Source organism: Pluralibacter sp. (genome assembly GCF_019237635.1).
In the GTDB taxonomy this organism is placed as follows: Bacteria; Pseudomonadota; Gammaproteobacteria; order Enterobacterales; family Enterobacteriaceae; genus Enterobacter_B.
Genome location: NZ_JAFAGS010000069.1, coordinates 23,478 through 48,565, shown reverse-complemented (window position 1 = coordinate 48,565; position 25,088 = coordinate 23,478). Strand labels below are relative to the sequence as shown.

Genomic DNA, 25,088 nt, shown 5'->3' with positions numbered 1-25,088 from the left:
TCGCATCATCTCATCCCACTGATCCTCGGCTTTCGACAGATCGGCACAACCACGTGCCAGTTCGTCCAGTGCACCGTAATTTGCCGATTTATCCACTCGCCAGAATACCGCTTCACCGGCATCGGCAAGCCGGGGGGAAAACTGGTATCCCAGCAGCCAGAAGAGGCCAAAAATAATGTCGCTGGTACCGGCTGTGTCTGTCATGATCTCAACCGGATTCAGCCCTGTCTGCTGCTCCAGAAGGCCTTCCAGCACAAAAATGGAATCTCGTAATGTGCCGGGGACAACGATGCCGTGGAATCCAGAGTACTGATCAGAGACGAAGTTGTACCAGGTGATGCCACGTCCGGAACCAAAATATTTTCTGTTAGGTCCTGAATTGACGGTTTTCACCGGCGTGACAAAGCGCATGCCATCAGCTGAAGCCACTTCGCCACCACCCCAGCGGCCAGCAAGCTCCAGTGTGGACTGAAAATCAACCAGGCGGGCATTGGCGCTGACCAGCGTTTCTGCCCGGAGGTAATTCTGTTTTACCCAGCTAAGCCGGTGGCGCGTCAGCGCCGGTATATTGTGCTTTATCAGCGGTTCCAGCCCGATATTGCAGGCCTCTGCCATCAGGACCGCGCACAGGCTGATGTGCAGATCCTGTGCCCGGGCCCCGGATTCACTGACATGCGTAAACTCACGTGTAAATCCCGTTCTGGCATCTATTTCAAGCAACAGTTCCGTCAAATCTACTGGCGGGAGTAGCAGCCTTACCCGACTGTTGAGACGATGCAACGATGTTGGCTCCTCCAGTTTCTCCAGGCTGCTGATAGTCAGGGAAGGATGTTTACCGTCATGGCAAATATGAACCTCCGCATTTCCTTCAAAGCGGGATGCGACGGTTTTCCAGGTTTCATCTAGCTGGACCGCCAACTGTTGCACGCCTTTATGTCCATCAGTGGGATGTCCCAGCGCCCGGCAAACGGGGACCCGCTGAGCCTGCCATTCTTCCCCCTGCAACAGCTTCTCGCGGGGATTTCCCCAGCGATCGCTGTTTTCGAGCCAGATGTCCCTTCGACGTAGTGCATCCTGAAGGCGCTCCAGCAGACAAAGCGAGTAACCGGCACGCTGTATCCGGCCCTCCGCATCGTATACCAGGCGTTTCCAGGGGCCGGTAATAATATGTTCAGGCGCATTGTCCAGGATGCGCTTTTTCGAGCAGTTCAGTTCGGTCAGATAATGAATGGCGGACAACGTATGTTCTCCGGCTGGCGCTGCCTGGAAATGCAGGTCGCGCAATACCGCCGGAAGAAAGCGCTTTACCCGCCCGTACTGCTCCACCATTTCGTCATGGAAATTGTTGTTCTGAGGCCGGGCCAGCTCATTTACCTTGCAGACGGATTCTGCCAGCCTGCTTTTCGGTATGCTGTTGAATATGGTCTCCCTCAGTTCAGCATCGTCAGCCTGTTCATCCAGCAACAATGAACATGCCCGCGCCAATATTAGCGCAGCACGATCAAGATCTTTAAGCGTCCTGAGCCGTTTTTTCTGCCCCGTTTTCTTCGCCGCACGAGTGATATCCAGTATCAGCATATCGAGCACATCAACGGCCTCATCCAGCGCCGCAGTCTCCTGCGCTTTAACGAATGCTGTGAGTACGGCCAGTTTTCTCTGCTGTGGCATTCGCGCGATATATTTTACCGACGCCATGCCTGCGTAACGGGCCAAATTACGCAGTTGTATAGCAGGCAGACCGGTAAAATTCAGTCGGGAAAATTCCAGGTTTCGCAGCCGGATATACCGCTCCAGCGCTTCGGTAAATGCCGGGCCGCTGACGGTGACCGGTCCCTTTTTCAGTTGCTCCAGCGGTGAAGTACGCTGCCCCTCAGGAATGTCCAGAAGCTCCGTCACGCGGGCGGTCTGCCAGCTGTCCGGCAACGCGGCCAGTTTCTTCCACAGCCGCTGATTTGCCCGTTCGCGTATTTCACTGACGAGACGTACAAGTGTGGTTGCTCCGGGCAGCAGGACCTTATTCTGAAGCAGCCACGCGGTGGCAAAATCAAACATAAGGCCGGGTCGCTCATTACTGAGCCATGCGCGGGTGTACAGCAGGCGCTTCAGGCGGAAAGACCAGGGGAAATCGCCAAATTCATGGTAACCGTAATATTCCTTAATCAGCGCAGTATGCTCTCTGAGGGTGGTAACCCGTTCTGCGTAGCGGGTAAGGACTTCTGGACGGCGAATATTAAGCTGCACCGCGACAAATTGCTGAACACCTGGCAGAACCCGGGTTAAGTCTGTCAGAAAGGTGCCCAGAAAACGGGCGGTGGTGAGCTGAAGCGCAATTCCCAGCCGGTTATGCCTTCCCCGCCGCTGGTTAATGAAGGCAAGATCCCGCTCATCAAGATGAAAATAGCGCGCCAGCTGCACGTCATTGGGTTCTGCAACATAGCGACCATAATTCAGTTCCTGCTCAGTGGTCAGAAAATCGACGGGCATACCGGCCTCCCTGCCTGATGGTCATGAATTAACAATTTCGCAACCGTCCGAAATATTATAAATTCTCGGACACACTAAAATGGTGTTGTCTAGGTGTCTATTAAATCGATTTTTTGTTATAACAGACACCCACTGTCCGATATTTGATTTAGGATACATTTTTATGCGACTTTTTGGTTACGCACGGGTATCAACAAGCCAGCAGTCCCTCGATATTCAGATCAAGGGGCTTAAAGAGGCGGGGGTGAAAGCCAGTCGCATATTTACCGACAAAGCATCCGGCAGTTCTACCGACAGGAAAGGACTGGATCTGCTGCGAATGAAGGTGGAGGAAGGTGACGTCATCCTGGTGAAGAAACTCGACCGGCTTGGCCGCGACACTGCCGATATGATCCAACTGATAAAAGAATTCGACGCTCAGGGAGTCGCGGTCCGATTCATAGACGACGGGATCAGCACCGACGGTGAAATGGGGAAAATGGTTGTGACCATTCTTTCAGCTGTAGCCCAGGCCGAACGCAGGAGGATTCTGGAGCGTACGAACGAAGGACGGCAGGAGGCCAGGCTGAAAGGTATCCGGTTTGGCCGAAAGCGCATCATCGACAGAAATAGTGTACTGGCACTTCATCAGCAGGGAACTGGTGCAACAGATATTGCCCGCCGGCTCAGTATTGCCCGTTCCACTGTTTATAAAATTCTGGAAGATGAGAGCCGGGTTAATCTGAGCAAAATTTGAGGACGAACATGAGTGATGTAAAGGCATTCAACAATTGCATGAGTGTGTTCTGGCGACAGCATGAAGCCGAATTCTCTCGCTTTCTGACATCGAAGACAGGTGATAGCGAAAAAGCAGCAGACCCGGAGAAGACGAAGGTGATTATCGTGACGCTTGCCGAAACGACACCTGTACTGGAAGCCGCTAACCTGCAGCAGGATCTACGCCGAGCTGGCATCGAGCCGTGGGCATGGGTCGTTAATAACAGCCTGGCAGCTGCTCAACCGTCTTCGCCTTTCCTGAAGATCAGGGCGAACCGCGAGCTGCCTCTCATCTCTGATGTGGAAGAGCAGTATGCAAAGCGTATTGCATTAACAGCGCTACAGAGCGAAGAGCCGGTTGGTATTGACCTGCTGGAAGAAATGGCGAAGTAATAATGAAGGGGGCAAATGCCCCCTTCGTCTTTATTTCAGTCTTTTACCTGAATCATCAACGACTTTTTCACCGTCTTCCTTGGTGAAAGCCGCTTTCTGGGCATCTGGAAGGATATCGAGAACAACCTCTGAAGGACGGCAAAGTTTAGTTCCCAGTGGCGTCACTACGATCGGACGGTTGATCAGAATCGGATGCTGTAGCATAAAGTCGATGAGCTGGTCGTCAGTAAATTTATCTTCTGCAAGACCCAGTTCCTCATACGGCTCGACGTTCTTACGCAGCAAAGCCCGGACGGAAATGCCCATATCCGCAATGAGTTTGAGCAGCTCATCGCGTGAAGGTGGAGTCTCAAGGTAAAGAATAACGGTCGGCTCGATACCGCTGTTGCGGATCATCTCCAGCGTATTACGCGACGTGCCGCAGGCTGGGTTGTGATAAATGGTGATGTTGCTCATATCAGTATCTCATTACAAAGTGAAAGAGAGACGTAGCGCCAGCGCGGCCAGCGTTACAAACAGCACAGGCAGAGTCATGACGATCCCGGTGCGGAAATAGTATCCCCATGTGATGGTCATGTTCTTCTGTGAAAGGACATGCAGCCAGAGCAACGTTGCCAGGCTACCAATAGGTGTAATTTTCGGTCCAAGATCGCAGCCAATCACGTTGGCAAAAATCATCGCCTCTTTGATAACGCCTGTTGCAGTGCTGCCATCAATAGAGAGAGCACCAACCAGCACGGTAGGCATATTGTTCATGATGGAAGAGAGGAAAGCCGTCAGGAAGCCAGTACCAAACGTCGCGGCCCAAAGTCCTTTATCTGCCAGCACGTTCAACACACCGGAGAGGTATTCTGTTAGTCCGGCATTACGCAGACCATAGACCACCAGATACATTCCCAGAGAGAATATGACGATCTGCCATGGCGCACCGCGAAGCACTTTGCCAGTGTTAATGGCATGGCCTCGCTTCGCCACCGCAAACAGAATGACAGCCCCTACAGCAGCAATCGCACTGACCGGGATACCCAACGGCTCAAGGACGAAAAAGCCAACCAGAAGAAGGATCAACACTATCCAGCCGGTTCTGAAGGTTGCCAGATCTTTAATCGCTTTTGCCGGTGCTTTCAGGAGAGCCAGGTCGTAAGTTGGCGGAATATCTTTGCGGAAGAACAGATGCAGCATCACCAGCGTGGCGATAATGGCTGCGATATCCACCGGCACCATTACCGACGCATACTCAGTGAAACCCAGCCCAAAGAAGTCTGCAGAAACGATGTTAACCAGGTTGGACACGATAAGCGGCAGACTGGCCGTATCGGCAATAAACCCGGCGGCCATGACAAATGCCAGCGTAGTGCCTTTGCTGAAACCTAATGCAAGCAGCATGGCGATAACAATTGGCGTCAGAATCAATGCCGCACCATCGTTGGCAAACAGTGCCGCCACCGCTGCGCCGAGCAAAACGATATAGGTAAACAGCAAACGCCCGCGACCGTTACCCCAACGTGAAACGTGCAGCGCCGCCCATTCGAAAAAGCCCGATTCATCGAGCAGAAGGCTGATAATAATCACGGCAATAAAGGTCGCCGTCGCATTCCAGACAATATTCCACACTACAGGGATATCACCAAAATGGACTACGCCAGAGATCAGCGCCAGTACCGCGCCCAGCGTCGCACTCCAGCCGATCCCTAATCCCTTCGGTTGCCAGATAACCAAAACGATGGTCAGGACAAAAATAGCGCCTGCCAGTAACATAAATCCTCCAGACAGGACGGCTTTGCCGCCCTGTATATACAAAAAAAATTAAACAACCAGCTCTCTGAGTTTCTCGATGCCAGTGGGCTCTGCAGCCATTACCGGTACTAACGCTATGCGGCTTGCATGCTGGTTTTTCACAACCTCGATTTGAGGACGCTCTTGTAGGGCGCGCTGGCAAAGCAGCGGCGATTGCGTCTGTGCAATCGAAAGGCTGTTATTGATAATCCAGCCCCAGGGATGAATCCCCGCACGTTCAAGATCGGACTGCAGGTTTGCCGCTTCCAGTACAGGTGTGGTTTCAGGCAGAGTGACCAGCAAAACTTTGGTACGTTCCTGGTCCTGAAGCTGCATCATCGGAGTGGTAAAATGACCTTTATCCCCCATCTTCCTGGCAATCTCACGGTGATAAGCCCCGGTAGCATCAAGCAGTAATAGCGTATGCCCGGTAGGTGCCGTATCCATGACCACAAACCGTTTGCCAGCTTCACGAATTACGCGTGAAAACGCCTGGAACACCGCAATCTCTTCTGTGCAAGGAGAACGTAAATCCTCTTCGAGCAGCCGTTTCCCAGCCTCATCCAGATCCCTGCCTTTCGTCTCAAGAACATGCTGACGATAGCGTTCAGTTTCATCGTGAGGGTTGATTCGGCTGACCTGCAGATTTTTGAGGCTGCCATTGAGCGTTGTACTGAGATGTGCAGCAGGATCTGAGGTGGTGAGATGCACATCAAAACCCTTATCCGCCAGACTGACGGCGATAGCCGCAGCCATTGTGGTTTTGCCCACACCACCTTTGCCCATCAGCATAATCAAACCGTGTTCACTGCGGGCGATATCATCAACCAGGACAGACAACGACATATTCTCTGGCTTGTTCTGTGGGCTTTGTTCAGGAAGCGATGTTATCTCAGCGTGTTCGTTGAGCAGGCCTTTCAATGCGGATACACCAACCATGTTCAGCGGCTGCAGGTATAAGTTGTCTGTCGGCAAATCAGATAACCCGGCAGGAAGATTTGCCAGCGCCTCTTGCTCCCGTTGCCATATTGCAGCGGCCAGTGCATCACGTTCTGCTTCGCTCGCAGGCAGGACACCGTTAATGACTAAATACTGATTTTTAAGGCCAATAGCTGATAATTCGTCATGAGTACGAGCGACTTCCTGCAGTGTTGATTTTTGCAATCGCGCGACCAGCACAAGGCGAGTTCGTTCAGGATCGGATAATGCCTCAACCGCATGAGCATATTGCTCGCGTTGTTTTTCCAGCCCAGCCATTGGACCAAGACAGGAAGCACCATCCGGGTTACTTTCGATGAAGCTGCTCCAGGCTCCGGGAAGCTGAAGAAGGCGAATAGTGTGGCCAGTTGGGGCAGTATCAAAAATGATGTGATCAAAGCGGGTCAGCAGAGAAGCGTCAGTCAGTAAGCCAGTAAACTCGTCGAATGCAGCGATCTCTGTCGTACAAGCTCCTGAAAGCTGTTCACTGATGCTGTTAACAACGTCATCAGGCAAAAGACCTTTAATAGGGTCAACGATTCTGGCGCGGTATTGCTGGGCGGCGTCCTGCGGGTCAATCTCCAGAGCCGAAAGACCAGACACAGCAGTCACGGGCTGGATAGTGTTACCGATAGTCTGATCGAATACCTGACCGACATTGGAAGCCGGGTCGGTACTGACAAGCAGAACACGCTTTCCCAGTTCAGCCAGACGTATAGCCGTTGCGCAGGAAATCGAAGTTTTGCCTACACCTCCCTTACCGGTGAAAAACAGGTAAGACGGGATATTCTCTAAGAATTTCATATGTCCTCCTGACATACTCAACAACAGGAAGTTTTACCACCACAGCAACTGGTGGAAGCTAAACCCACCTTTTCCAGCGGTATACCAAACCAGCGAGCCAGTTCAGCGCGTTTTGGGTATCGCCCGGCCATCACCGTTTCACCATCAAGCAACAGCAGCGGAAGCCCTTCAGCTCCAGAAGCCTCAAGGAATGCTTTCGCTTTTTCGTTCTCAACGAAGCTCATAGGCTGCTGCGCCAGGTTATAACGTTCGATCTGAACCCCACGCCCTTTCAGCCATTGCACATCAGCAGAAAAATTGACCAAAACCTGATCGACATCTGAACCACAAACGCCGGTACTGCAGCACATCGCCGGATCAAACACCGTTAACATTTTCATCTTTAACACCTCATATTCGTAAAAACATATATGTACAGGCAAAATTTTTAGATACAAACAGCCTTACCGCTGCCAGAGCAGTTGGCCGATGCCAGCTTACGGGCGATGGCCTGTACGTCGTCCTGTTGACTTAACCAGGCCTGCTCAATCACCAGGGCAGCCCAGGAAGGAATATGCGGGGATAAGCGATAATGAACCCATTTCCCCTGCTTGCGATCCAGCAACAGGCCACTTTCCCGAAGCATCGCCAGATGGCGGGAGGTCTTGGGTTGTGATTGTTCCAGCGCTGTGCAGAGATCGCATACGCACAGCTCCCCCATCTCCCTGAGCAGTAGCACGATACCCAGGCGGGTTTCATCAGATAGTATTTTGAAAAGTTGTAGGGATGCAATTTCTGGCATTATGTACTCCTGCTATGAATGGGTATTGTCTCTCCACCAAAACAAGAAGTCAAAATCATATGTGTTTTCTCGCATGTGAGTGCAGGTGTCACTATGCGGTTGAAAAACGACCTGATGTGCGATCGTTACGTTAGTTGGGTAGGTAAAAAAGTCATTTGAGGCTAAAACATTGCTTAGTGCGGGCTTTCAGTTCATAGAGAAGAATGAATAATATCAATTATAACAATTGGTTATTTCCTTAGCGTACGTTTTCGTTCCATTGGCCCTCAGACCCCTGTTACTACAAAATCATCCTGGAGAACGTGAAGGTGACGAGCGTGATTACCTCGATCCCAAACACAAAACTCTCCAGCTCGCAGATTAACCACGTCGAAAATGTCAGTCTGAACTACGAGAAAATCACCTGGCACTACATGGACGGGAACGTGCAGTACGCCGATGCTTGGAATGAGCGTAAAACGGCTTAAAAAAATGCGCCCTTAGCGGCGCACTTTTCTGATAATCCACATTGAGAGCAGATACCCCACCACGGCGAACGCCAAAGAGCTAACCACCCAGGTCAGCACCCACAGGTCGTCGAAATTCTCCTGGCTTGAGTATCCATGTACCCATTGAGCGAAGCGCTCAGAGGTGTACAGGCTAATGAACTTCTCAGGCGAGATGATTCGTAAGCCGATATAGAGCAGCCCGAGAAACCAGCCGATTTTTACCAGCCAGCGGGCCAGCGTCATGGTCAGCCTACTTGCAGAGGTTGTAGCCATTGTTGACCACCTCGATCATGCCGTATGCCTTCAAATCCTTCATGCAGGGCACATCGATAAGCGTGGTGGCCAGCAGCGCGTTACGCAGAGTGCGAAACTCAGCATTGCTCACCAGGGTTATGCAGCCGTCTGACAGCACACCCGGGTGCAGGCGGAAATGTTCGCGCTTCACACCTTCAATCCAGAGCGCATCGTCGATATTCCAGTCGTTCGGGTACAGCGCAAACCATTCATCACGGCTGAACTCTGCGCCACTGTGCCACTTGTTGTACGTGTCTTTGACGTAAGCAATGCCCTTTGAGATTGAACCGCCACCGCCACGGCTCACAATCCAGTAACGTCCTTCAGGGAGCGGACCGTCACCGGCTTTTTTCCCGGAATACTTGCCGCAGCCGCCCCGGTTTTTATACGCCCCGTTGCCGGAGAACGCCATAAACGTACCCACACCGGCAAAAGAAAGCGGCGCGACGTCGGCACCGTTCAGTAACATTTTTCCATTTAACGGCATACATTAATCCCTCTTGATTTTGTGGGTTAAGTGTACAGCGCAGATGCTTGTTTTTTGAAAGGTATTTCGTAATTGATTATTAACGCAGCAGATGTTTGCAGGGAAATGGAGCAGAGATATGAGGCACTTTTTTTTAAATTTGAAGCAATACTTCCCCCGGTATAGTGGATGTCCACTTTACCGGGTGATTCACAGTTTCGGGTTCCGCTTCAGGATATTCAGGACGTAATCGTCATTCTCCTTTTCAACGGAATACTCCAGAAAGCCAATATCTTTCAACTGCTGCAGTGCTTTCTTCACGATGGCGTTCTGATTACCGAGGTGAGAGGACAGCTGGAGCCGCTCGCGCAGCCTGTCAAAGCCAATTCTGTAGAATGTGCTGGGGAGTTCAGCCAGATAAAGATACAGCGCCTGGGCGGATTCTTTACGTGACAGTTTTTGGAGTGATCGCAGGTACAGCCTGGTTTTGCCATCCACCCGGTACAGTGTATTAAGTTTGGTGTTGGGATGGATGATGACCTTGCCCATAGCGCTGTTGTAATACGTGCTCTCAACCAGGTGCAGGTTGATAGTTATATGATCGTCTGTACCGGGTATCTTTTTAACACAGTTGATGTGTGTTCGAGATATACGGGTTAAGGAGTTATCAAAGCGTGCTTTCAGCTGCCGGTCTATGCGTTTGCTATCGATGCCACAGTATTTGGCGAACTCCGGGAAGTTCAGCTCCAGCTGGCCTTCCTCGTTGAGCTTTTTGTTAGATAACGCATACACAATGCCAACCCAGACTTTAAAGTCCGTATCCATATCAAGCCGCGGGCCGTAAATCTGGATCTGATCGTAGCCCTCACCCTCTATAATGGATAATCGGGACAGGGCCTCCGTGGCGTCAACGCAGTGGCTTTTCCGGCCACCCTTCTCAGTGGATTTCAACGTCGGTACAAACACACCTAGTCGCAGAAGAACCTTTGGCTGAATGGTCTGACGAAGAGTCGGTATCAGGTGGATAACCTCACCGCTTTCCTTGTGCTGCTCTTCAATAAATAATGCTAACTCATTATTATTATTGGACATATTCACCAAGCGAGGTTTGTGGACAGTATAAGGATCCTACCCTGTACAATGGATCATATCCACCCGGTATAGTGTATTTGTCACCCGGTACAGTGGAGCGCTAACCCTCTACAATGTATTTTCTACCCGTTACAGTGTATCTGGCATCCCTGAAAGCACCGTGATTAAAGGGCTGAGCGGATCCTTATTCTTTGTTGATCTGTTACTTAGCCCTGTATTGAGCTTTATTATTGATCTATCCGGTGGATAACTTGAAAAAGTACAGTGGAGCCAGAAAGGTTACTCAGAAGGTTTCCAGTATCTGCAGGGCATAGCAGGTATTCAGCCCCGTCATATTGGTGTTCAGCGACTTCATCATTCTCGCGCTGGCAAGTTTGATGTTGTCAGATAATGGGCCCTGATACCCTTTTGTCGTGACGATGGTCAGGCTGTCTGGTCTTCGCAGAGCCTGACGAGCTGAACATAAATCTTCTTCAGCGGCACGGAGATACACCGGGGAAGCGGCTATTACAAACCGGTCATCAGGTCTCGCTTGCATCAGTGCTGTCAGCGAAGAATTCCGCCGTTCCGTTAGTGGCCGTGTAGTGAGTTGCTGCCACATAGCACGATGGCAGAACTTCATCGCGGAGAACGTAGCTTCATAAGGCACAACGGGATCTGAAGCGTGCAGCAAACCCAGTCCGGCAGAAATAACCCACAATTCCGCCCCCGTGCGTGACGCAGCTGCAGCTGCCCGGCTCCAGTGTTGACCGGTATAAAGCTCGCCGGCAGTTATGGCCGTCTGATTACAGCTGGACTGAGCCAGGACCTTTCGCCATGCCTCGAAGGCTGAACCCGCATCCTCTGCTACCGGAAACACCCTGCTGCCGGCAGCCGCGGTTTTCCGTTTGGTACAGGTGACGATCAGGTGCAGGCCCTTAGCGTTTGTCATAGCCGCTCACCCGGAATACTGCCTTCAGGCTGCTGTCGGAGAACGATGTGGTAAACCCGGGCATCCCAGATCGCCAGGGACGGGCTGTTATCACAACGCAGGAACATCCCATTTTCTTTAGTGTCCACGGCAAATCCACCGGGATTGCCACACAGTTTCTGAAAGGCTGGCATCAGCTCGATGATACCAGCAGATGTTTCATTGCCGTCAGTAATGAACTCCCGGGCCAGCCACGTAGGATAGCGATCGGCATTGACCCAAGTAAGCCATTCTGCAGTACCGCTCATCATGACCAGAAAACTGAGAGCCAGCGCGGCGCGAATGCCCCACCGCATGGGAAATACTGGCTTCATGATTCCTCCTTGTTCCCGGTCTCTGCCGGCGCGTCACTTTCGTTGATCTGTATCCGGATATCCAGGCCCGCGTCGTGGCAGGCCTGTAGCCACTCTGCAACCTGTAGGGGATCGCCATTCAGCCGTGTCACCTGACCACCCTCGTCCCGCAGCTGCAGGCAGGTGGTGCCGTCGAGTCGTATCACATAGTCAGCCCGGTTAACGGTGTACCAGCGGTTATGCAGCCAGACTGGACGGCGTTCTGCTGCCGGTGCCTGACGGCTCAGCGGCAATACGCAGATTTGAGCCTTGCGCTGTTCGGCCAGTACGCGTTCCTGTTCATCTGCCAGCAATGGGGCAGCCATCTCACGTCCGGCAGCAGTAAGCTCAACCGCCAGCTGCAGATTTGGCGCCCGGAGGGTACGCAGCAGGCCAGTGTCCTCCATACGACGGCAGGAGGCGCGCAGGTTCGGCCCGTACACCGGGGCATCGCCGCCCTGCTCCAGCAGCCGCTCAATATCCCGTGTCGCCACTGGCCCCGGACGTTTCGCATCGAGAGCAGCCAGCACAATCAGCACTCTCCGCTGCAGTGGTGATGGTCGGCGTGTACCTGTGTTCTTCATGGTCTTTTACTCTTTATAGACAAGAGCTGCCAGACGCTCCGAGTCGGCATTAACGCGATCTTCGTGTTCTTTTCCGGAACCACCGCTTATCGCAAGATTGCGCCAAAATCCCAGAATGGCGGAAGCCCTGCCTAATTCCTTCAAATAGACGGCACCATCCGGATTAAGCCAGCATTTCTTAATTTCGTCTTCCGCAGTTCGGGTTAGCTGCTCATAGCTGAGTGAAAAATTCAGTTCCTGATCCATCCGCATGCTCCATCTGATAAGTGTTAGGTTAAGCAAAAATCATACTTAAACTGATTAAAGTATTATTAGATAAATATCATACCATATATGATTATATTCAAATATAAATATAATCATATTACCAACGGGTTTCCCGCCGCGCAGATCTGAAAAGATGCTTAACCGGATTTCTTGCACCGAGTTAAAGGAAGGTTTTACATTCATGTAAATAATGCCGTTTCGCTTCCTCCAGCTTGGTAAAGGAAACCTGAATGTACTTTTATGTGGATGAAACCGGTCAAACCGGTAAGAACCTTTTTGACCGCACCCAGCCTGTGCTTTCCTACGGCGTGCTGTCTTCTCCGGATGATCTGGATAAGGTTGCCGAAGTACCGCTTGCTGTTTTGCGTAAGAAACTGGGAGTACAGCGCCTGCACGCCGCAGAACTGGGCATGCACCGCCTTGATGAGGTGGTCGATACGCTGCTTGTTCTACAGAAGAAGCACCGGATACGATTTGATGTCTGGCAGGTGGTTAAACGGGACCACGCCATTATTTCATTCTTCGACCAGGTGTTTGACCAGGGCCTGAATCCGGTAGTGCCCTGGAGTGCCTACTGGACTCCCCTGCGCTATCCGCTGCTGCTGAATCTGGCAAACCTGTTTGATGATGAACTGGCTGAAAAAGCGTGGCTTGCCCGTCACGAAGCACATGATGAACGTTCCTCATCCCTGTTCTTTGAAGTCTGCAGCGAGCTGCTTGCGCGTGTGCATACCCTGGGCGACCCCCGTTCTGTTGAACTCATTACCGATGCGTTGTCCTGGGCGATGACTCACTTTAACGAGCTGGGATATAACTGCAAAACCGGCAAAGAAAAGTTGCAGATCATGCCCAACATGATCGGATTCCAGCATGTTTTGCACGGTATCTGCATACGGCTGGGATCGCCGAATAAGAGAGCCGACATCATTGTGGACCAGCAGTCGCAATTCAATACCACCCAGCGGGAGCTGAGCCAGTTCTATTACCAGATCCGTGAACAGCCGTGGGTACTCGGCCCCGGTTTACCGGTCATGGATCTGAAGAACATGCCGGCTGAACCGCTGGTCTTCCAGTCCGGCACAAAGAGCGCAGGGCTGGAGCTGGTTGACATTTATCTCTGGATCTTCAAACGCTTTATGGAAGGGAAAGAGCTGACCAGGCCACTTGCCCGACTGATTTACACTAATCAGAATACCGCCCGTACAGACAGTGTCTCCCTCCAGTCGGTGGCTAAACGTTTTAAGGAGTTTTTTGAAAAGTTGCCGGAGCCAACGGCCGAAATGATGCAAAAGGCGAGTGTATACCGGGACCGGGAAGAGGCGCGACGGCTGGCGCATCGGGTGCAAAGTCTGCCGCAATCCTGATCAGGAGGATTGTTCACGCGCGAAAACGGAAAACGCCACAGGCCGTTAATCTTCAGACGGGATTTCCCGGATGCTCTTCAAATCAAGACGGTTTGCACTCCAGACGCCGCTTGCAACTGCAGCGCCGGTGGACTTTCTGAAGCGCAAGCCGCATTCACTGACCCACCAGGTTCCGGTTTCCCGCAGCCTGACTTCGCGGGGCTGGTAGCATTCTGTAATGGTCCCGGTGTGCGTCATTTTCTTCTGCTTTTTCTTTTCAGGGGCATGACCGATGTTATCTGACGGGCCGTTCAGCGTCCAGCCACGGTACTCCTTCAGGATTTCCATGGAAACAAGCTGCGGCGGGCTGCACGGTTGCCCCGTCGCAGGCAGCAGACTGTCCGCCGTGGTTTTCAGCCAGTCATACAGTTTCCAGGCCTGATCCGGAATGCCGGCGAACGTCAGTTCACGCGTGCTGAGAGTCCCGCCCTGGCCCCGGACCATCTGCATAAATGCCGCGATCTGCCCGCCGGACTCAACGGGCTCCGCCACAACCCAGTCGTCATAGCCGTCAAACTGATCGAGGGTCAGGTCGATGTAGTCCCCGTTGAGGGCGACAATGACGTGGCCGTAGTCTTGAGCATTAACCCTCCAGTCCATCCCTATGACGTAAGGAAACAGCTTCTCGTCGTGTTCCATCAGGTACCTGACCAGCGTCTGGCTGGCCAGCTCGCAGCAGCCGCGCGGAAATGCCTTCAAATCGTTACGCCATGTGGAAAGCACGGGCTCACCGGCCGCGAGCTCCAGCGCCCGGCGGAAGGCCTTCACCCATGCCCGGGTGTCCGCTGTCATTTCTTCACCTTGCTGTCTGCCCGGGCCAGGGTCAGCAGCTCCTGCTGCAGGGTCTTTTCGCTGTCCCGCAGGGTTTTCAGGTCCTGCCGGCTCTCTTCCAGCTGTGCGGTCAGGTGTTCATTCCGGGTCTGCTGGCGCACCACCTCCTCGCGCAGCGAAATCATCCGCTCATTGAGCCCCAGCTCCTGTTTGAGCAGACGATCGCGCTCGGCCTGCACCTCGCGCAGCACCGCCAGCTCACTTTCCAGGGTGGCCACTTTCGCCAGGGCCTCATCGCGCTCCCGGTCGGCCTGTTCAGTGTCGGCATCGGCCTGCTCACGCGCGGCCAGGGTGTCAGCATCAGCCTGCCTGACCGCCGCCTGCCACAATAGCCCCAGCTGGCCGGTCAGCAGCTGCGTGAGCTCCGCCGGCAGCGCCGGGGTCTGTTCACTGGCCAGCGCGCGCTGACGGGCACGGAAGTCCCGCATTACCGGGGAGATGTGGGAGAGCGAGCCGCCGCCGAGGTGCTGGCGGACCTGTTCGTTGGTCGGGTTGGGGGTGCCGGCGGCGATGAGGGCCGCTGCGGCGTCTTCAATACGGCGGACGGTGTCCGGGGCGAGTGTGCTCATAAAAAGGGCTCCGATCTTGTCAGGGAATGAGGTTATAGTACTCCCGGTGTAAAAAATACACAATACACAGAATACAAATAATACATACAATACAGTGAATACATACCGTACATACAGTACAGAACATACATGCAGTTTCTCTTCTTTCCCGGTCAGATCCGAAAAGTCCCGGTTCCGGATCTTCTTTCTATGCACCGCCGCCCAGCGGCGCTGAAACACAAGATATGCCACGCTATCAGCTGCGTTTTCTTCTATATGTTGTGTTATCCCCCTGCCCCGTGACCCGGCGCGCAGCGCCGGAAAACCACGATATGATTATTACGTGACCGTGGTACACTTCCGGAAAGTTGTGAATATGCAAGAAACCGGATCACCCTGTAACAGCCGTTCGGTAATTTAGCTGAGTGGTTATATGGCTGCTTATTATCAGATAAGTGATGTTTACGCCGGGTAAAGTCATTCGAGGTGACGGCCTGATGGGTCAGTGGGTGATTGTTACGTGGTGTGATTATTCAGGAGAAAAACAGTGTGTGACTTATGCGATCAGGATGCGAACTATTTTCATACCGCTGAATGTGTCTATGACCATCTGGTCAATGAATATCCTGTGCTCTGGTTACGGGACTCTACCCTAATAGGAGCCAGCTACGTTTGTCGTGAGCTTCATTCGCCCGAAGGAAGAGTTCTGGCTTTCCAGAATGCGCCTCCCATGATGGGATGGCGGCTTCGCCTGCGATACACTGAAACCGTTGATGAAGAGCCGGACCCGCAGCGTCAGGATATTGTTGAGCTGACCTCCCGGGCTGACGCCCTGCAGGCGTTTCTGCCGTTCCGTCAGGCAGCGGTATGATCCTGACTGGCGGGATTTCTTAAAGACTGATTTTCAACTATCTGTTCAGGAGAGTTAACGATGGAAAAGACAGCGCATGCAACGATGATTGGGGTCAACCTCAGAACCGTGACGGTGAAACAGTCGCTGGAAGACTTCGGCGTGAAACGGGGCGAAAACGGGAAACTGATATTTCCCCGGCATTCAGATCCGCGTTTCCCGGTTGGGCGCATTCGCCGCAGCCTGGCCGCTTACGGCTGGCGCGGGGAGCGTCTGAAGCAGGAAGTGGAACGCATTACAACCGGACCGACTCCCCGGGCGCTGGATATTGAGGAGAGAAACGGCAGGGTGATTTACCCGTATGGCTGGGAAAAGAAGGAGCTGACGCGCGAAATGCGCCGCATGTTCCCCCGCCGTTCAGGCCGCCGCGAGTTGATTATGCTCGATGAGCTTCACCTGGCGTTTCATGAACAGTGAAGAGGACTCCATGATGCACCGGACACCCGGAGAAGAAATGATCGAACTGCTGACGTTGTGCCAGCAGCTGCAGTCGGAGAAAGACGGTCTGAAACGTCCTGTTCCGCGTCGGCCTGGCGTGGCCGCAGATGAAGTGATGGACGGCTTTGCACAGCGCATACTGCAGTCCTGTGCCTTTGCTGCCTCCCTTGACCCGCTTCTGGACCTCCAGTCCCGACTGGCCGACGTCGGCCGCCGGCTCGAAGAGCAGGGGCAGTTACAGACTGACGTCGGCGATAACTACGCCCTGGCCGCGCTGACCTGGATGGAGCTCATCACCGGAACGGGAACCGCATTATGACCGTGCCTGCACTCCCGGTCTTTCCTGGCGCCCATCCCGTTGTTATGCCGCAGCAGCTGCCGGTGGCCATTGACTACCCAGCTGCACTGGAACTGCGCCAACTGGCAGCCCTGCATGATGAACTGCCGAAATATCTTCTGGCCCCGGAAGTCAGCGCCCTGCTCCACTACATCCCGGACCTGGAGCGCAAGACTCTGTTTGCAACCTTGTGGAATACGGGGGCTCGTATCAACGAAGCGCTGCCATTAGGTAGAGCGGATTTTTTACTGCAACCGCGTTACTCTTTTGTGCAACTGGCTACGCTGAAACAACAGGAAGAGAAAGCGGCCCGAAGTTCCGGGCGTACGCCAGCCGGGACGGTACCTCACCGTTTAGTCCCCCTGTCCGATCAGCACTACCTCAGCCAGCTGAAAATGATGATAGCCACGCTGAAGATCCCGCTCGAACGGAAAAACAAGCGTACCGGCAGGATGGAAAAGGCGCGGCTATGGACCATCACCGATCGCACTGTGCGAACGTGGCTGGCTGAGGCCGTGGCGGCCGCCGCGGAAGATGGCGTAACCTTCTCTGTACCGATTACGCCACACACCTTCCGCCACAGTTACGCGATGCACATGCTGTACGCCGGTATTCCGCTCAAAGTGCTGCAGGCATTAATGGGCCACAAGTCGATAAGTTCGACAGAGGTGTATACGAAGGTGTTTGCGCTCGATGTCGCTGCACGCCATCGCGTACAGTTCCAGATGCCAGAAACCGAAGCGGTAAGCCTGCTGAAAAGTTTGAATCCTTCTAGCTGAGTTACAACTAAGATCGGCTAGAGGGAATTGTATCTGTAGGATGCTCTAAAGTGTTCGGCCACCAAAGGGTGGCCACGCAGATTTGCATTAAATCATACTTCACATTTCATAATTAATACTTCATAAGTGTGATTTATGATTTCATATTATTTAGGTAGAGATCCAGAGCTTCCCTTACTATGGCGCTTACATTCTTAGGCTCTATACCATTCCGCTTGTTTTTCAGTGCTAGATCTTCAACCTTTAACAACATAGATTCTTGTAGAGAAATTGTAGTTCTGCACTGCTTTTCCTGGACCTCTTTCTCAGGGACTGATTTTACAGGATCACCATAAGGCTTATCAGCCAGGCGCTGCGCCAGTTCGTCTGCCTGTTCTGGTGTTACCGCTGAGCGTGATGAGGCTTGTTGACTTGGCTTCTTAACCATTATCCAAATACCTCTTCCATCAGTTTTTCCATTTCTGTTTTTGCCGCTGCATTGTCAGTTTCCAAAACACCCAGACCACTGCTCATACAGTCACGGTAAACCTTCCTGAAACAAATGACCGACTCTAGGGTTTGAATAGAAGGGAACTCATCGAGATAATCAATGAACTCCTTGCGCTCATTGCCTCTTAACACCGGATTTGTTGTAGCCATGCTTTGAAGACAAAATACCTTCAATTCAGGGTTAAGGTCTCTCATGCTTTCAACCTGCTGTTGTAGCTCAATCAGTGTGTCAAGGTCTGGTTGTGAACATTGGAGGGGGGCGATGATTTGATGAGCTACTACACCACTGGTAATGAACTCTCTGGAGTTGCGGCCTGCCACATCAACGATAACATGCTCATACTTCTCATCCAGCGCTCGAAGCGTTTGGGAGAGATTATCAAATTTCTCAATAAGCGTTATAGCCGGCTTAACTTCCGAGGCCTCACGCTCTGCAAGATGTTTTGCTGCGGTCCGCTGTAAATCGCCGTTAACCAGGCAAACATCTTTTCCCCTGAGAGCAAGCCCTATAGCAAGGTTCACTGCCGTAGTAGTTTTCCCCGAACCACCCTTATTACCACCAATGACTGTTATCATGGTTAATCCTAATTATGAAGTGTGAAGTATGATTATCTGAGATTATATGCAATTGCACGATTATCATACATCATAAATCATAAATAGGAAGTGTGACTTCATACTTCATACTTCATACATCATAAGTATGAAGTGTTATCTATAGCAAGCGTGCTTTAGGGATTTCACTCCAGCGGGTGGTGTAAGCCGGAGAGAGCATCTCCCGCTTCATTTTCCACTCAGGTGCAATACCTCTGCCGGCAAACCATACTTTCCCCAGTCCTGAGTGATTGATCCCATCCAGAACTTTCATTAGTTCGCTGCTACAGGCGCGGGGTTGCACTTCATCGAACAGGTTTAACTGAGAAACGCCAGTAGGGGTGAAGTCGTTTAACATCACTCCTGCTTTGGCATAACGATGGTTGTCCTGCCAGATGCGGTCTAATGACCTGATGGCGGCGGCAATGACATCGCGAGTATCCTGGGTTGGTACCAATAGTTGTTCGCTGGCCACGTTACCGTAATAGGGCTCATTAACTGCGAACGGCGACGTTTTGACGAACACAGTAACATGCCGGCAGAATTGGCGTTCACCACGTAATTTTTCAGCTGCTCTTTCGGCATATTGGCAAATTGCCTGCCGCATAGATTCGTAAGTTGTAATACGTTCCCCGAACGATCGGCTACATACAATCTGCTGCTTTGGTGGCGGGGCTTCTTCAAGCGAAATACATGGCTCTCCGTTCAATTCTCTGACGGTGCGTTCAAGTACCACATTAAAATTCCTGCGGATAAACGTGGGATTAGCCTGTGCCAGCTGTAACGCGGTGGTTATTCCCATCGTTGCTAACTTTTTCGCTATGCGGTTGCCCACTCCCCATATTTCTCCTGCCGGTTGCAATGAAAGCAGCTTTTCAGTGCGGCGGGGATTATCGACTGTAAGAGCGAGTACTCCGCCGAACTGGGGCCATTCTTTAGAGGCCCACTGGGCACTCTTGGCCAGTGTTTTAGACGGGCCCATGCCAACACCAATCGTCAGACCTGTTCCGGCCTTTACATGCTCACGCAGCTGCCGTCCGAAATCCTCGTACTGTATGCAGCGATCAATCCCACGGATGTCCAGGAACATCTCATCGATGCTGTACTGTTCCACCCGCGGCGCGAGCGCCTCAATATGTGCCATTACACGATTGCTGAGGCTCGCGTACAGTTCGTAATTGCTTGAAAATACATGTATTTTAGTTGGGAAGTCTGTGCCTTTTAGCTGGAACCAGGGGACGCCCATTTTTATACCCAGGGCCTTTGCCGCTGCGTTTCTCGCGATCACACAACCGTCATTATTGCTAAGGCAAACAATAGGTTGCCCGCGTAAATCTGGCCTGAACACCCCCTCACATGAGGCGTAGAAGCTATTTACATCCGCCAGGGCAAACATCAGTCGCCATTCCGGGTTTTGTGGATGAATGCCGTGACCACACCGAATATCTGCAGCTGCTCAGGATCAGGATACAGGGTAGGGTAAGCCGGATTCATGGCCTGGAGGCCGGGACGGGGAGTGAGCAGCAGACGTTTAACGGTAAATTCCCCCTCAATCTCAGCGATGACAATATCCCCGTGCTGCGGCCGTTCGGCTTTATCAACGATAAGCAGGTCACCGCTGTGAAGCCCTATATCCGTCATTGAATTGCCGATTGCCCGGACAAAGTAAGTAGAGCTGGGCCTCAGAATGCAGTAATCATTCAGATCGAGCTCTGCCTCCACATAGTCCTGGGCCGGGCTGGGAAAGCCGCAGGGTACCGTGTCCGCGAACAATGGCAGCTGCAAAATTTCCGGCTCTTGAGACGCTTTTATAAACTGGATGGATGTCATAGCTCTTACTCATTGACTGTATAAATATACAGTTATTATTTTAAGAAATTTCGCTTTCTGCAAGTTCTCTCGTCAAGGGTTTACTCAATCCGCTGTTTCCCATGCGAAAAAAGTCAGGTTCGGGTTTCTGACTTATCGCTGTGCTCATCAAGAATACTTCTCAAATTTATCTCAAATAGTTCTCCTTGCTCTTGCCAGTTGACAGGTAATGCGTATAATCCGTGAATAGTTCTCTTATTTATCTCAAGAAGTTCTCTGTATGCTCTTTCATTTAACTCAGGTGGCGAACATGAAAATCTATATCGATGACGGATCAACAAACATTAAATTGCAGTGGGTTGATGGTGGAGAGGTAAAACAATCAATCAGCCCAAACAGCTTTAAGCGTGAGTGGGCGGTGGCGTTTGGAGGCCAGCAGGCTTACAACTACATGCTGAATGGAGAGCAGTATTCATTTGACGCGATCAGCCCTGAAGCTGTAGTGACGACGAATGTGGCCTGGCAGTACAGCGATGTGAACGTGGTGGCTGTTCACCATGCGCTGCTGTGTACCGGCATTTCGCCGCAGGACGTCAGTATCGTGGTTACGCTGCCGCTGGCTGAGTACTACAACAAAAACAACCAGCCGAACGAAGACAACATCCGCCGCAAAAAGGATAACCTGATGCGCGCTGTGGAACTCAATGGCGGCAAAACGTTCAATATTTGCAGCGTTGAGGTTATGCCTGAGTCCATTCCGGCAGGATTTGATGTCGTGAAGGATCTCAATGAACTGGACTCACTCCTGATCATCGATTTAGGGGGAACAACTCTGGATGTCTCGCAGGTTATGGGCAAGATGCGCGGGATTTCCCGAATCTTTGGTGATTCTTCCCTTGGCGTATCCCTGATGACCAGTGCTGTCAAAGATGCGCTGTCTGTGGCCAGAACGAAGGGAAGCAGTTATCTCGCTGATGACATCATCATTCATCGCAATGATGAAGCCTACCTGGCATCGAGGATCAATGACACCTCTTGTGTGACGTTGGTTCGTGAGGCGATGAATGAAGCACATGGTCGTCTTGTTAACCGGGTTATTGAAGCCGTCAGCCGCTTTGAGGGATACTCACACGTTATGGTCATCGGCGGTGGAGCTGAGCTCATTGCTGATGCTGTCAGGGATCACTGTGCGGTCAGGGAAGAGCGTTTCTATAAAACCAACTCATCTCAGTTCGACCTCGTTAACGGCATGTACCTCATCGGATAATCACTATGGATACGCGACGCAAAATAATGTTTTACCTGAATCCCGAAACTAATGAAGCTGACCGTTTCGTCTGCCAGAAGACTGACGAAACGCCTCAGGGAGAAAGGGGACGTTTGTGGCGCGCCGCGCTACTCACCGGTTTTGCCTTCGGTAAGCAGGATGAAAGGTTGCCTTATCTGTTCAGTGAGCTGCTAAATGATGGCACCTCTTTTGACGATCTTCTGCAGCTGCTGCGCGCGGTTTATCCGCGAGAGGTTGATGCTTTGCTACAGGGCCAGGGCAGGGGAGTGGGTGAAAGCGCCCCGGCATCCAGGACTGTAGCAGCCACAGCCGGTGATGAGGAAACCCGAAATAATGCCCGCCAGATGTTTGGAGGCCCGTCAAATGACTGATCTAAAGGAACATGGTCGTCTGATTCGCCAGTTTTTGAAGGCTGCCAGGGAGCTGCAGGCTCTGGGGCTGGTAGAGGATGCTGAAAATAAAACACTGGCCAGTATCCAGCATGAGCTGGTCAGTCGTTCCACTCCTGGCGCGGGCTATAAGCAAGAGTATCCTCGTCACGGTGCCCGCTGGGAGGAAGACGAAAAGCAGCAACTGATCGCGCGGGCCACAGCGGCTGATTTCGATGTTAATGCTTTTGCCCGGGAGTACCAGCGTCGTCCGGAATCCGTTATCACTTGCATGACTCGTCTGGGCCTCATCGATAAGACCCACAACGCTCACTAGACTTCCCTAATCCGGCTGGCGGTAATCACACTGCCAGCAGTTCTGTCCATTCCTGCCTCTTCACATTCTGCTGTTCTCCCCCACACCGCTTAACCGTCGCACCGTGCCGGAAAAATTCAAGCCGCCAGCTGCGGCGCCCGTTCGCATTCCTTCCCTCTGGTCAGTCTTTTGCGCTGCGGCCTTGCATCCGGAGCTGGATTTTTTCCAGCTGGCACGTTGCGTCGTGTGCGGTATGGCGGGAGCACACCGCAGACCGCCGGAAAGGAAGGAACGCCAGAATGACGCAATTAACTCTGGAGATGGCATTACCAGAAGCAACTCACCTTAAACCAGCGCATACCGGGCAAAACGGTTACGACCATTACCGCCGGGATTTTGTTCGCCTGTTTAGCGACATCGCGCGCTACCATCACCGGCATGAAGTGTTCCGGGATTTCGTTGAGATGGCATCGATCGCTGTCCAGAATGCCTTTCTTCGTTCGCCGGAACTTGAACAGGAATATCTGACTATTGCGGGCCGTTATCAGCCTGATGATGTGAAACGTATGGCACACCTGCTGGCATGCCTCACCGGCGCGCTGGAGTGTCAGCCCGGTGATTTTCTTGGGCAGATATTTATGGAGCTGGAGATCGGCTCTGCGCATATGGGGCAGTTTTTCACTCCTTATCACCTTTCCCAGCTGATGGCTCGTCTTACCGCCGGCAACCCGCGCGAGCAGCTGAAGGACAAACCGTTTATCACATTACATGAACCCGCTGCCGGCGCCGGTAGCATGGTGATTGCTTTTGCAGAGGTGATGGCAGAGCAGGGCATTAACTATCAGGACAAACTCTTTGCCAGCTGTATGGATATTGACCCGGTGGCAGCGCATATGTGTTACCTGCAGCTGTCCTACCTGGGTATCCCCGCAGAAGTCGTGATCGGCAACTCTCTGACCCTTGATGTTCGTCGGACTTACCGGACGCCTCTATGGTACGTCGGGGGCTGGCAGGAACGGCTGGGAACGGCTGATGCTATCGATTCTCTGCGCCGGTTTCTCCGGGGATGATGGAAGGCCGGGGCCGTTGCCCCGGCTGTCCGGGTGCTTCCAGGGGGCGATGCCCCCGGCACACCCGGCCGAATAAGGATGCCCGCCCCGGCGGGCCTGTACCGAAAAAAGCACTTCCGGTGTCCTCCAGCCTGGCGCACGTAATCTCCTGCCATCGCTTAAACGGTTGCACCGTGCCGTCAAAATTCAAGCCGCCGTCTGCGGCACCCGTTCGCACTCCTTCCCGTTGGTCAGTCGCTTGCGCTGCGGCTTTGCATCCGGGGCATGACTTTTGCCCGATGGCCCGTTGCCGCCCGTCGCTCATGGCGGGAGACAACGACCCCCTTCGAAAGGAGGAACGCCAGAAGGAAGTTTTTTTCGGACCATTATGCGAAGGAGAAAGTTATGAACGATCGTCAGGTAGTGCAAAACCTGCTGCAGGCAATGACAGATAAGCTGCTGATTTCATCCCCTGAGTTCGCCGCTACGCTGGCGCACTTTAATATCATCACAACGTATCAGGGCGTAAAAGGCGATCCGGATTGGGCGGGTCTGTGTGGCCGTGAAGCCAGTTTTTACGTGGACGTCTTCAGCGCCTCATATCCAAAAGGCCAGCGCTATGAGTTCCACTGCCCGGGTGACGCAGAAGCCTTCGCTGCCGGTGCGCGTGACAGGGAGGTTATCCTGTGAGCCTGTATACCCTTCTGACGGCGGCCCGGGGCCGCCAGCTTCTTACCGAACGCGGCTGGTCTGAAGGCCTGGATTTCCACGCAGCAGAATGCGGCAGCATGTTAACGGTTGCGGGTACGGTCAATACCACCACCCTGATTGACCTGTTGCCCTGCCTGGCAGCGAGAGGACGGCTGGCATCGAAGAACGTCAGCGGTCTGCAGCTGCTGTGCGGTAAGAGCGGTGTCTCTGCCCGGATTATGGGTAAGGTCTGTGGAGAGGAAATGAGCCTCAATGTTGTCCTGATCGATATGCCTGATGACCGCGAGCTGTGCCGGGACTCCCTGCAAAATGCCCTGCAGGATGATCTGGCTGCTGTCTGCCAGCTGATGGCTGAGGACGCTGACACCATCCTGGCGCTAACCGGAGCCAGATATGATGGTGCCTGGATATTTGAGCGTGAAACACCCCATTTCATTGTGGCTGCAGAAGTATGGGATGAGCTGCCAGTCACGGTAAAACCTGACCGCCAGCAGACCGATGCCTGGCTGGATGAGATCCTCAACCAGGGTTCTGAAGTCCTGACCGTCGGCCTGGTGGTCATTCGGGATCTGGGTATGTTCCGGATGGGAGAAATTCAGCTTCCCGAGGTCTGTGTTATCCGTCCCGGTACACCGGTGCGTGGCTGGCTACCGCGCCAGCACCTGACGACCCTGGCGGCGAACGTCCGCAGAACCATCCAGATTGAGCGGGAAATTACCGCAAGTTTTGCCCCGCGCTGATGTTAACGCACCC

General features: G+C 52.8%; 32 protein-coding genes and 1 pseudogene. 14 read left to right on the top strand and 19 right to left on the bottom strand.

What is annotated here, in order from left to right; all coding sequences use genetic code 11:
- A partial coding sequence (locus JO226_RS08140; protein WP_293547028.1) for a Tn3 family transposase occupies nt 1–2,484 on the bottom strand: 2,484 nt, incomplete at its 3' end.
- Nucleotides 2,485–2,647: 163 nt separating this feature from the next.
- On the opposite strand from JO226_RS08140, the gene JO226_RS08135 reads away from it, so the two are divergent.
- A complete protein-coding gene (locus tag JO226_RS08135) occupies nt 2,648–3,220 on the top strand; it encodes a recombinase family protein (RefSeq protein WP_001556711.1) in 573 nt (190 codons plus the stop codon).
- Nucleotides 3,221–3,228: 8 nt separating this feature from the next.
- Nucleotides 3,229–3,633: an ArsA-related P-loop ATPase gene (locus JO226_RS08130; protein WP_004118313.1), complete on the top strand. Its 405-nt coding sequence runs from the start codon at nt 3,229–3,231 to the stop codon at nt 3,631–3,633.
- 30 nt (nt 3,634–3,663) lie between these two features.
- Here the strand turns inward: JO226_RS08130 and arsC are convergent, their stop codons facing one another.
- The 5 genes from arsC to arsR are packed head-to-tail and all read right to left on the bottom strand — an operon-like array spanning nt 3,664 to nt 7,972.
- Entirely contained in the window at nt 3,664–4,089 is a 426-nt protein-coding gene (gene arsC, locus JO226_RS08125; RefSeq protein ID WP_000065758.1) for a glutaredoxin-dependent arsenate reductase, read from the bottom strand.
- A 12-nt stretch (nt 4,090–4,101) separates the two neighbouring features.
- On the bottom strand, nt 4,102–5,391 hold the full coding sequence (gene arsB / locus JO226_RS08120; protein ID WP_000922630.1) for an arsenite efflux transporter membrane subunit ArsB: 1,290 nt from the start codon (nt 5,389–5,391) through the stop codon (nt 4,102–4,104).
- A gap of 48 nt (nt 5,392–5,439) precedes the next feature.
- The gene (gene arsA / locus JO226_RS08115) at nt 5,440–7,191 is read right to left on the bottom strand and encodes an arsenite efflux transporter ATPase subunit ArsA (protein ID WP_001556710.1); all 1,752 of its coding nucleotides are present in this window, start codon (nt 7,189–7,191) and stop codon (nt 5,440–5,442) included.
- Between the two features lie 17 nt (nt 7,192–7,208).
- A complete protein-coding gene (arsD, locus tag JO226_RS08110; protein WP_000783215.1) occupies nt 7,209–7,571 on the bottom strand; it encodes an arsenite efflux transporter metallochaperone ArsD in 363 nt (120 codons plus the stop codon).
- A gap of 47 nt (nt 7,572–7,618) precedes the next feature.
- On the bottom strand, nt 7,619–7,972 hold the full coding sequence (gene arsR, locus JO226_RS08105; RefSeq protein ID WP_001114073.1) for an As(III)-sensing metalloregulatory transcriptional repressor ArsR: 354 nt from the start codon (nt 7,970–7,972) through the stop codon (nt 7,619–7,621).
- A gap of 287 nt (nt 7,973–8,259) precedes the next feature.
- Between arsR and JO226_RS08100 the strand changes: the two genes are divergently transcribed.
- Entirely contained in the window at nt 8,260–8,439 is a 180-nt protein-coding gene (locus tag JO226_RS08100) for a type VI secretion system tube protein Hcp (protein WP_293547040.1), read from the top strand.
- A gap of 12 nt (nt 8,440–8,451) precedes the next feature.
- Here JO226_RS08100 and JO226_RS08095 read toward each other — a convergent pair whose 3' ends face one another.
- The 7 genes and pseudogenes from JO226_RS08095 to JO226_RS08065 form a co-directional block, all read right to left on the bottom strand.
- A complete protein-coding gene (locus tag JO226_RS08095; RefSeq protein WP_293546439.1) occupies nt 8,452–8,733 on the bottom strand; it encodes a hypothetical protein in 282 nt (93 codons plus the stop codon).
- Nucleotides 8,711–9,241: a DUF2778 domain-containing protein gene (locus tag JO226_RS08090; protein WP_293546436.1), complete on the bottom strand. Its 531-nt coding sequence runs from the start codon at nt 9,239–9,241 to the stop codon at nt 8,711–8,713. Before JO226_RS08090 ends, JO226_RS08095 begins: the two co-directional genes overlap by 23 nt.
- Nucleotides 9,242–9,430: 189 nt before the next feature.
- Nucleotides 9,431–10,312 (bottom strand): RepB family plasmid replication initiator protein, encoded by an 882-nt coding sequence (locus tag JO226_RS08085; protein ID WP_293546433.1) that lies wholly within the window; start codon nt 10,310–10,312, stop codon nt 9,431–9,433.
- A 283-nt stretch (nt 10,313–10,595) separates the two neighbouring features.
- Nucleotides 10,596–11,243, bottom strand: a complete 648-nt coding sequence (locus tag JO226_RS08080; RefSeq protein WP_293546430.1) for a DUF6884 domain-containing protein — start codon at nt 11,241–11,243, stop codon at nt 10,596–10,598.
- On the bottom strand, nt 11,240–11,596 hold the full coding sequence (locus JO226_RS08075) for a hypothetical protein (RefSeq protein ID WP_293546427.1): 357 nt from the start codon (nt 11,594–11,596) through the stop codon (nt 11,240–11,242). The genes JO226_RS08080 and JO226_RS08075 overlap by 4 nt, the downstream gene beginning before the upstream one ends.
- 20 nt (nt 11,597–11,616) lie before the next feature.
- Nucleotides 11,617–12,198, bottom strand: a pseudogene (locus tag JO226_RS08070) (hypothetical protein); the annotation flags it as partial.
- Between the two features lie 6 nt (nt 12,199–12,204).
- The gene (locus JO226_RS08065) at nt 12,205–12,444 is read right to left on the bottom strand and encodes a hypothetical protein (protein ID WP_293546424.1); all 240 of its coding nucleotides are present in this window, start codon (nt 12,442–12,444) and stop codon (nt 12,205–12,207) included.
- A gap of 251 nt (nt 12,445–12,695) precedes the next feature.
- Here JO226_RS08065 and JO226_RS08060 point away from each other — a divergent pair, with 251 nt between their 5' ends.
- The gene (locus JO226_RS08060) at nt 12,696–13,829 is read left to right on the top strand and encodes a DUF3800 domain-containing protein (protein WP_293546422.1); all 1,134 of its coding nucleotides are present in this window, start codon (nt 12,696–12,698) and stop codon (nt 13,827–13,829) included.
- Nucleotides 13,830–13,874: 45 nt separating this feature from the next.
- On the opposite strand, the gene JO226_RS08055 is transcribed toward JO226_RS08060, so the two are convergent.
- Entirely contained in the window at nt 13,875–14,660 is a 786-nt protein-coding gene (locus tag JO226_RS08055) for a hypothetical protein (RefSeq protein ID WP_293546419.1), read from the bottom strand.
- Nucleotides 14,657–15,268, bottom strand: a complete 612-nt coding sequence (locus JO226_RS08050; RefSeq protein WP_293546416.1) for a DNA-binding protein — start codon at nt 15,266–15,268, stop codon at nt 14,657–14,659. Before JO226_RS08050 ends, JO226_RS08055 begins: the two co-directional genes overlap by 4 nt.
- Before the next feature lie 526 nt (nt 15,269–15,794).
- Here JO226_RS08050 and JO226_RS08045 point away from each other — a divergent pair.
- The 4 genes from JO226_RS08045 to JO226_RS08030 are packed head-to-tail and all read left to right on the top strand — an operon-like array spanning nt 15,795 to nt 17,711.
- On the top strand, nt 15,795–16,118 hold the full coding sequence (locus JO226_RS08045; protein ID WP_293546413.1) for a hypothetical protein: 324 nt from the start codon (nt 15,795–15,797) through the stop codon (nt 16,116–16,118).
- 60 nt (nt 16,119–16,178) lie between these two features.
- Nucleotides 16,179–16,574: a hypothetical protein gene (locus JO226_RS08040; RefSeq protein ID WP_293546410.1), complete on the top strand. Its 396-nt coding sequence runs from the start codon at nt 16,179–16,181 to the stop codon at nt 16,572–16,574.
- Nucleotides 16,564–16,914 (top strand): hypothetical protein, encoded by a 351-nt coding sequence (locus tag JO226_RS08035; RefSeq protein WP_293546408.1) that lies wholly within the window; start codon nt 16,564–16,566, stop codon nt 16,912–16,914. Before JO226_RS08040 ends, JO226_RS08035 begins: the two co-directional genes overlap by 11 nt.
- Nucleotides 16,915–16,958: 44 nt before the next feature.
- Entirely contained in the window at nt 16,959–17,711 is a 753-nt protein-coding gene (locus tag JO226_RS08030) for a site-specific integrase (protein WP_293547038.1), read from the top strand.
- A 133-nt stretch (nt 17,712–17,844) separates the two neighbouring features.
- Here the strand turns inward: JO226_RS08030 and JO226_RS08025 are convergent, their stop codons facing one another.
- The 4 genes from JO226_RS08025 to umuD all read right to left on the bottom strand — a co-directional run bounded on the left by JO226_RS08025 (nt 17,845) and on the right by umuD (nt 20,615).
- Complete coding sequence (locus JO226_RS08025; protein WP_293546405.1) at nt 17,845–18,138, bottom strand: CopG family transcriptional regulator; 294 nt, start codon at nt 18,136–18,138, stop codon at nt 17,845–17,847.
- On the bottom strand, nt 18,138–18,776 hold the full coding sequence (locus tag JO226_RS08020; protein ID WP_293546402.1) for an AAA family ATPase: 639 nt from the start codon (nt 18,774–18,776) through the stop codon (nt 18,138–18,140). The genes JO226_RS08025 and JO226_RS08020 overlap by 1 nt, the downstream gene beginning before the upstream one ends.
- A gap of 139 nt (nt 18,777–18,915) precedes the next feature.
- Nucleotides 18,916–20,190 carry a Y-family DNA polymerase gene (locus tag JO226_RS08015; RefSeq protein ID WP_293546399.1) on the bottom strand — a complete coding sequence of 425 codons (1,275 nt, stop codon included), beginning with the start codon at nt 20,188–20,190 and terminating at the stop codon, nt 18,916–18,918.
- Entirely contained in the window at nt 20,190–20,615 is a 426-nt protein-coding gene (umuD, locus tag JO226_RS08010; protein WP_293547036.1) for a translesion error-prone DNA polymerase V autoproteolytic subunit, read from the bottom strand. Before umuD ends, JO226_RS08015 begins: the two co-directional genes overlap by 1 nt.
- 298 nt (nt 20,616–20,913) lie before the next feature.
- Here umuD and JO226_RS08005 point away from each other — a divergent pair, with 298 nt between their 5' ends.
- The 6 genes from JO226_RS08005 to JO226_RS07980 all read left to right on the top strand — a co-directional run bounded on the left by JO226_RS08005 (nt 20,914) and on the right by JO226_RS07980 (nt 25,075).
- Complete coding sequence (locus JO226_RS08005; RefSeq protein WP_293546396.1) at nt 20,914–21,870, top strand: plasmid segregation protein ParM; 957 nt, start codon at nt 20,914–20,916, stop codon at nt 21,868–21,870.
- Between the two features lie 26 nt (nt 21,871–21,896).
- On the top strand, nt 21,897–22,262 hold the full coding sequence (locus JO226_RS08000) for a plasmid partitioning/stability family protein (protein ID WP_293546393.1): 366 nt from the start codon (nt 21,897–21,899) through the stop codon (nt 22,260–22,262).
- A complete protein-coding gene (locus tag JO226_RS07995) occupies nt 22,255–22,596 on the top strand; it encodes a hypothetical protein (RefSeq protein WP_293546390.1) in 342 nt (113 codons plus the stop codon). The genes JO226_RS08000 and JO226_RS07995 overlap by 8 nt, the downstream gene beginning before the upstream one ends.
- A 278-nt stretch (nt 22,597–22,874) precedes the next feature.
- A complete protein-coding gene (locus JO226_RS07990) occupies nt 22,875–23,645 on the top strand; it encodes an N-6 DNA methylase (protein WP_293546387.1) in 771 nt (256 codons plus the stop codon).
- Between the two features lie 384 nt (nt 23,646–24,029).
- Entirely contained in the window at nt 24,030–24,314 is a 285-nt protein-coding gene (locus JO226_RS07985; protein WP_293546384.1) for a hypothetical protein, read from the top strand.
- Nucleotides 24,311–25,075, top strand: coding sequence for a hypothetical protein (locus JO226_RS07980; RefSeq protein ID WP_293546382.1), 765 nt, complete (start codon nt 24,311–24,313; stop codon nt 25,073–25,075). The genes JO226_RS07985 and JO226_RS07980 overlap by 4 nt, the downstream gene beginning before the upstream one ends.
- Nucleotides 25,076–25,088: the final 13 nt, after the last annotated feature.